The sequence below is a fragment of the Duganella callida genome (assembly GCF_004614165.1).
GTDB classification, from domain to species: Bacteria; Pseudomonadota; Gammaproteobacteria; order Burkholderiales; family Burkholderiaceae_D; genus Rugamonas; species Rugamonas callida.
In genome coordinates, this window is record NZ_SPVG01000130.1 from 1 (window position 1) to 4703 (window position 4703).

General features: G+C 67.0%; 4 protein-coding genes, 1 tRNA gene and 1 pseudogene. 4 read left to right on the top strand and 2 right to left on the bottom strand.

The annotated features are described in order from the left end of the window. Together E4L98_RS12900 and E4L98_RS12905 are read left to right on the top strand one after the other, a co-directional pair. The coding region (locus tag E4L98_RS12900; RefSeq protein WP_135201961.1) for an acyl-CoA dehydrogenase family protein at nucleotides 1–1035 on the top strand (1035 nt) is incomplete at its 5' end. Further along, complete coding sequence (locus tag E4L98_RS12905; RefSeq protein ID WP_135201965.1) at nucleotides 1035–1454, top strand: RidA family protein; 420 nt, start codon at nucleotides 1035–1037, stop codon at nucleotides 1452–1454. The genes E4L98_RS12900 and E4L98_RS12905, both read left to right, overlap by 1 nt. Here E4L98_RS12905 and E4L98_RS12910 read toward each other — a convergent pair. Continuing rightward, a tRNA-Arg gene (locus tag E4L98_RS12910) sits at nucleotides 1414–1488 on the bottom strand. The two genes, E4L98_RS12905 and E4L98_RS12910, sit on opposite strands and share 41 nt — an antisense overlap. Nucleotides 1489–2112: 624 nt before the next feature. Here E4L98_RS12910 and E4L98_RS31280 point away from each other — a divergent pair. Further along, a pseudogene (locus E4L98_RS31280) lies at nucleotides 2113–2208 on the top strand (PEP-CTERM sorting domain-containing protein); the annotation flags it as partial. 19 nt (nucleotides 2209–2227) lie between these two features. Here E4L98_RS31280 and E4L98_RS12920 read toward each other — a convergent pair. Further along, nucleotides 2228–2968, bottom strand: coding sequence for a hypothetical protein (locus tag E4L98_RS12920; protein ID WP_229257380.1), 741 nt, complete (start codon nucleotides 2966–2968; stop codon nucleotides 2228–2230). An 89-nt stretch (nucleotides 2969–3057) separates the two neighbouring features. Between E4L98_RS12920 and E4L98_RS12925 the strand changes: the two genes are divergently transcribed. After that, nucleotides 3058–4703 (top strand): ATP-binding cassette domain-containing protein (locus tag E4L98_RS12925; RefSeq protein WP_135201964.1); only part of this gene is annotated, 1646 nt, incomplete at its 3' end.

Here is a 4703-nt window from a genome sequence, read left to right on the forward strand (position 1 = left end):
CTCGCCCAGCTGGTGCGGCAGCTGGGCGAGGGCGGCTGGCTGCGCCACGCGATTGCCGGCACGGCGCACGGCGGCGCGCACGACGCCATCGACACGCGCGCGATCTGCCTGATCCGCGAAACGCTGGCGCGGCATCACGGCCTGGCCGATTTCGCGTTTGCCATGCAGGGGCTGGGCGCCGGCGCCATCAGCCTGTTCGGCAGCGCCGCCGATCGCGCGGACTACCTGCCGCGGGTGGCGCGCGGCGAAGCGATTGCCGCGTTCGCGCTGTCCGAGCCGCAGGCCGGTTCCGACGTCGCCGCCATGCAGTGCGCGGCGCTGCGCGACGGCGACCATTACGTGCTCGATGGCGAAAAGACCTGGATTTCCAACGGCGGCATCGCCGATTTCTACGTGGTGTTCGCGCGCACCGGCGAGCAGCCCGGCGCGCGCGGCATCAGCGCCTTCATCGTCGATGCGGACACGCCTGGCTTCGGCATCGCCGAGCGCATCGACGTGATCGCGCCGCATCCGCTGGCGCGGCTGCAGTTCACGCAGTGCCGTGTGCCGGCCGCCAGGCGCCTGGGCGAGGCGGGGCAGGGCTTCAAGGTGGCGATGGCGACGCTGGACGTGTTCCGCACCTCGGTGGCGGCGGCGGCGCTGGGCTTCGCGCGCCGCGCGCTGGATGAAGGATTGGCGCGCGCGCGCAGCCGGCGGATGTTCGGCCAGGTGCTGGCCGACTTTCAGCTGACGCAGGCCAGGCTGGCCGACATGGCGACCGGCATCGACAGCGCGGCGCTGCTGACCTACCGCGCCGCCTGGCGGCGCGACCAGGGCCAGAAAGTGACCAAGGAGGCGGCCATGGCCAAGCTGCACGCCACCGAAACCGCGCAGCAGGTGATCGACGCTGCGCTGCAGCTGTTCGGCGGCCTGGGGGTGGTCAGCGGGCAGACGGTGGAAAGCCTGTACCGCGAAATCCGCGCGTTGCGCATCTACGAAGGCGCCAGCGAGGTGCAACAGCTGATCATCGCGCGCGAACTGCTGAAGGAGACATGATGGAAATCCTGCAACCGCCAGGCTGGGCGCGTCCGCGCGGCTACTCGAACGGCATCGCCGCCAGCGGCCGCATGGTGTTCGTCAGCGGCATGATCGGCTGGGACGCCGACGGCGTGTTCCACACCGACGATTTCGCCGGCCAGGTGCGCCAGGCGCTGCACAACATCGTGGCGGTGCTGGCCGAAGCCGGGGCCAGGCCGGCGCACATTGCGCGCATGACGTGGTACGTGGTGGACAAGCAGGAATATGTGGCGGCCTGGAAGGAGATCGGCCATGTCTACCGCGACATCATCGGCGCCCATTATCCCGCCATGACAGCGGTACAGGTGGCGGGCCTGGTCGAAGACCGCGCGCGGGTGGAAATTGAAGTGACGGCGGTGGTCCCCCCGACTGGAATCGAACCAGTATCCCACGCTTAGGAGGCATGTGTACTATCCATTGTACTACGGGGAGGACTCTGCGCAACGCAGCGCATTATAACGGCTCCGGGGCGAAGCGGGGAACCCGATCGGGCACCGCTGTGTGACTTAAGAAAAAATATTTACTTAAAGTTATTGATGCAGTATTCTTGAGCCGCTGTATTGTCTCAAGCGCCACTTTTTGGCTTCCCCGGAGCGTCTCGCAATGAAAAAATATTTCGCACTCTTTATGTTGGCTGTCGGCCTGTCGGCTGGCGCACAGGCCTCGACGGTCAAACTCGACACGCCGCCAGGCTTCACCGGCGGCACCGTCGGCGACTTCACCTACGGCGGCCACTGGACGACGCTGTTCGACGCTCCTTTCGTCAGCTTTTACGACGGTGGCGTCAGCACCTTGACCTATGATCCGGGCACCTTTGACTTCAGTGGCATCAGCCTGAACGGCCGTCCGTGGAATGGTTACAATTCGACCTTCCCGTTTCCGGAGGATCATCCGAACCTGACGCTGACCTTCAAGGACATCAACGGTAACGTGCTGTCAACCGGCTCCATCTATCTGGGCGATACCGACCAGTTCTCGACGCTGACCCAATCGGTGGCCGGTGTGCACTCGATCGAATTCAGCGCGCCGCAGAGCCAGTTCTTCGTGCGCGTGGCCAGTGTGTCGCTGGTGCCGGAAGCCGATACCTATGCCATGCTGCTGGCCGGCCTGGCCCTGGTGGGCGCGGTGACCCGCCGCGCGCGCAAGCAGTAATCGCGCCCGCCGCGTCCGCTCAGTGCGCCCTGGTGGCGCGCAGGCGGGCGTTCACTTGCTGGATCGGCAGCCAGACCACCAGATCGTCGAATTCGCCGCCGGCGCTGCGCGGATCGTCGCTGCGCGCACGGCTGATGAACTGGCTTACCGCGACGTCGTTGCTGCGCTCGTCGAGATCGGTGCCGACCCCGGCGGCCTGGGCGACGCCCTGGCTGCTGGTGCCGAGGTTGTTCTTGCCGCTGGAGTAAATCACCGCCGGCGGGCATTGCGCGTACAGTTCGCAGGGCCGGCGCCCGGCCAGTTCGATATACTCGCCGCGGCGGTTGCGGCCCAGCACCTGGCGGTCGCCCGGCGTCAACGGCAGGATGGGCGCGGCAGTGAATGCCGGCGTGACGCTGTAGCGCAGCAGTTTGCCCCAGCTGTCCGTCCCCTCGATGCCGAGGGTCACCCATGGAATGAAACCGCTGCAGCTGTCGGCGCGTTCGCACGGTTGTGCGCTTTCGGTGCCGTCGATGGCGGATGCCGCCGGGCGCGGCAGCCGGCCGTACTGGGCGGCATAGCCCAGCAGCGCTTCGCGCGCCGCGGCCAGCTGGCGCTGGGTGCGCTGTTCGTGCCGCAGGTCGTCGCCGGCCGGCCGGTAGGCCGACATCAGCAGCGCGGCGCCGGCCATGCCCAGCACGGCGACCAGCAGCAACAGGGCGGCGCCGCGCTGGCGCGGCGGGAACGGCGGACGGGATCGCATGAGCGCAGTGTAGCGCATGGCGTCGCCGCCGGCCACGGAAAATCGCCGGCCGGCCCGGGGAGTCGGTACAATACCGCCTTCCCATTCTTTCTGGCGGCACCCTCCTTATGGCTGTTATCTCCCTCTCCGACGCCCAACTGGCGTTTGGCCACGTGGCCTTGCTCGATCATGCCGAATTCTCGCTGGAGACCGGCGAGCGGGTCGGCATCATCGGCCGCAACGGCACCGGCAAGTCCTCGCTGCTGAAGATTATTTCGGGCCGCTTCAAGCTGGACGACGGTCTGCTGGTCATGCAGCAGGGCGTGCACATCGCCTACGTCGAGCAGGAACCGGTGTTCGACCCGGAGATGAGCGTGCACGACGCGGTGGCCGCCGGACTGGGTGCGCTGCCGGCCCTGCTCAAGGAATACGATGCGCTGACCGGCCAGTTCGGCCAGGGCAACGACGAGCAAGTGATGGAGCGCATGCACGAGATCCAGGTCCAGCTGGACGCGGCCGACGCCTGGAGCCTGAGCAACAAGGTCGAAACCGTGTTGAACCGCCTGAACATCACCGGCAGCATGCTGATGAAGACCCTGTCGGGCGGCATGCAGAAGCGCGTGGCGCTGGCGCGCGCGCTGGTGTCGGCGCCCGACGTGCTGTTGCTGGACGAACCAACCAACCACCTCGACTTCACTTCGATCCAGTGGCTGGAGGGACTGTTGCGCGACTTCAAGGGCAGCGTGCTGTTCATCACCCACGACCGTTCCTTCCTCGACAACGTCGCCACCCGCATCATCGAGCTCGATCGCGGCCGCCTGCAATCGTATCCGGGCAATTTTTCGGCCTACCAGACGCGCAAGGCCGAGCAGCTGGCCATCGAGGAGGTGGAGAACGCCAAGTTCGACAAGGTGCTGGCGCAGGAGGAGGTGTGGATCCGCAAGGGCGTGGAGGCGCGCCGCACCCGCAACGAGGGCCGCGTGCGACGGCTGGAGCGGCTGCGCGAACAGCGCGTGGCGCGCCGCGACCAGCACGGCCAAGTGCGGCTGGAGCTGAGCACCGGCGAACGCTCCGGCAAGATCGTGGCCGAGCTGGACAACATCAGCAAGGCGTTCGGCGACAAGGCCATCGTGCGCAACTTCAGCGCCACCATCCTGCGCGGCGACAAGATCGGCCTGATCGGGCCGAACGGCGCCGGCAAGAGCACCCTGCTCAAGCTGATCCTCGGCGAGCTGGCGCCCGACGGCGGCGTCGCCAAGCTGGGCACCAAGCTGGCGGTGGCGTATTTCGACCAGATGCGCGCCCAGTTGAACGAGGATGCCAGCCTGGCCGACACCATCTCGCCCGGCAGCGACTGGGTCGAAATCAATGGCCAGAAAAAGCATGTGATGAGCTACCTCGGCGATTTCCTGTTCGCCCCCGAGCGCGCGCGCTCGCCGGTGAAATCGCTGTCCGGCGGCGAACGCAACCGCCTGCTGCTGGCGCGCCTGTTCGCCAAACCGGCCAACTGCCTGGTGCTGGACGAACCGACCAACGACCTCGACATCGACACCCTGGAACTGCTGGAAGAGTTGTTGGAAGACTACAGCGGCACCGTGTTCCTGGTCAGCCACGACCGTACCTTCCTCGACAATGTGGTCACCCAGGTGATCGTGGCCGAAGGCGAGGGCCGCTGGCGCGAATTTGTCGGCGGCTACAGCGACTGGGAACGGGTGCGCGAGCCGCAGGCCGCGCCGGCGCGACCGGTCGCCATCAGCATGACCGCGGACTTCAC